A 2,229-nucleotide genomic window follows, 5' to 3' on the forward strand; every position below is an offset into this window, starting at 1 on the left:
GAGCGGCGTGTCTTGCGACACACCCGCGCCGCCGTGGATCTGGATCGCCCAGTCGATCACCTGGCAGGCCATCTGCGGTGCGGCCACCTTGATCATGGCGATCTCGTTGCGCGCACCCTTGTTGCCCTTGGTGTCCATCGCATAAGCGGCGTTCATCGTGAGCAGGCGAGCCTGGTCGATGAGGATGCGCGAGTGCGCAATGCGCTCGCGCCACACGCCTTGGTCTGACAAGAGTTTGCCGAAGGGTTTGCGCGTGAGCGCGCGTTTGCACATCAGCTCCAGCGCACGCTCGGCGCCGCCGATCAGGCGCATGCAGTGGTGGATGCGGCCCGGTCCGAGGCGGCCTTGCGCGATCTCGAAGCCGCGGCCTTCGCCGAGCAGCAAATGGTCGGCCGGCACACGCACGTTGGTGAAGCTGATCTCGGCGTGGCCGTGCGGCGCGTGGTCGTAGCCATAGACCGACAACCAGCGCTCGACCTTCACGCCCGGCGTGTCCATCGGCACGATGATCATCGACTGCTGCTTGTGCGGGCTCGGGTCGTCGACCGTGCCGGTCTTGCCCATGAAGATCAGCACCTTGCAGCGCGGGTCGGGCGCGCCAGACGTCCACCACTTGCGGCCGTTGATGACGTAGTGGTCGCCATCGCGCACGATGCGCGACTGGATGTTGGTGGCGTCGCTCGACGCCACATCGGGCTCGGTCATCGCAAAGCCGGAGCGGATCTCGCCGGCCAAGAGGGGCTTGAGCCACTTCTCCTTGTGCGCGTCGGTGCCGTAGCGCTCCAGCAGCTCCATGTTGCCGGTGTCGGGGGCCGAGCAGTTCATCGACTCGCTGGTGAGCGGGTAGCGGCCCATGATTTCGCACAAGGGCGCGTATTCGACGTTGCTCAAACCGGCACCGAGTTGCGACGCGGGCAGGAACAGGTTCCACAGGCCGGCTGCCTTGGCCTTGGCCTTCAAGCCGTCCATCACCTCGTGCGTCGGGTTCCACTGCTTGCCCTGGGCGCGGTTGGTTTCCATTTCCTTGCGGAACAGCGGCTCGGCGGGCACGACGTGTTGCGTGACGAAGTCCATCAGGCGCGTTTGCCACTCGGTCATCTTGGGGGTGAAGCCGAAATCCATGCGGTGTCTCCTGTTGCTCTTGTGGGGCCAGCGACCGGGGCGCAGACCGGGCGCATGGCGACCATCCTAGGAACATACCCGCTTTTCTGCAATCTGGGCTTCCACTGAGGGAAAGCAGCTTGCAGATGCTCATACCGCTTCAGCGACCGAGCGTCACCCCGCCGTCCACGATCAAGGTGTTGCCGACCACGTAATCACCGGCCCGCGAGGCCAGGAAGATCGCCGCGCCGGCCATGTCTTCATCGACCCCGATGCGCTTGGCCGGGATGCGTGCGGCCACGGCTTCGGCCTGGTCGCGCGCGGCGCGGTTCATCTCCGACGCAAAGGCGCCGGGGGCAATGGCAGTGGTGACGATGTTGTGCTGGATCAGGTGCGTGGCCATGCGCTTGGTGAGGTGGATCAGGCCGGCCTTGCTGGCGGCGTAGGAATACGTCTCCATCGGATTGACGGCGATGCCATCGATCGAGGCGATGTTGATCACCTTGGCGGGCTGCTTCTCGCCGGCCTTGGCGAGCAGGGGCTTGAGCGCCTGCGTCAGGAAGAAGGGCGTCTTCATGTTGAGGTTGACCACCTTGTCCCAGCCGCTCTCGGGGAACTCGTCGAAGTCGGCACCCCAGGCCGCACCGGCGTTGTTGACCAGGATGTCGAGCTGCGTCTCGCGCTTGGAGAACGCATCGACCAGGCCTTGCACGCCGGCCAGGCTGGACACGTCGGCCGGCAGCGAAAAACACGGGCCGATGGCCGACAGCTCTTTGGCCGTCTGGTCGCAGGCGTCGGCCTTGCGTGCCGAGATGTAGACCCGCGCGCCTTGCGCCAGAAAACCTTCCGCGATCATGCGGCCGATGCCACGCGAACCGCCGGTGATGAGGGCGATGCGGCCTTTGAGCGAAAAGAGTTGGCTGGTGTCCATGGCGCGGTCTCCTGAGTTGTTTGGGGAACGCGCGAGGCTAGCGCCTGGGTGCGACCCTGGCAGTCGCGTGGGTGTCACGCCCCAGGCTCACCCGGTGAGGTGGGGCGAGAACTCCGGCGCCGACCATTCCAGCGGCAGTGCGCCGGCGCGCCACACGCCGCTGTCGACGGTGAAGCGGATCTCGCGGCCCTCGGCCT

The 2,229-nt window shown here is 65.9% G+C and carries 2 protein-coding genes; both read right to left on the minus strand.

Going from position 1 to position 2,229, the window contains the following annotated elements; genetic code table 11:
• Window positions 1-1,122, minus strand: a 1,122-nt coding sequence (locus tag RMO40_RS03310; RefSeq protein WP_309716290.1) for an acyl-CoA dehydrogenase family protein, incomplete at its 3' end; no start/stop codon positions are given.
• A gap of 139 nt (window positions 1,123-1,261) precedes the next feature.
• Window positions 1,262-2,032 (minus strand): SDR family oxidoreductase, encoded by a 771-nt coding sequence (locus RMO40_RS03315; RefSeq protein WP_309716292.1) that lies wholly within the window; start codon window positions 2,030-2,032, stop codon window positions 1,262-1,264.
• Window positions 2,033-2,229 lie beyond the last annotated feature (197 nt).

Origin of the sequence: Rhizobacter sp. (genome assembly GCF_031412075.1) — a bacterium.
Taxonomy (GTDB): domain Bacteria; phylum Pseudomonadota; class Gammaproteobacteria; order Burkholderiales; family Burkholderiaceae_C; genus Rhizobacter.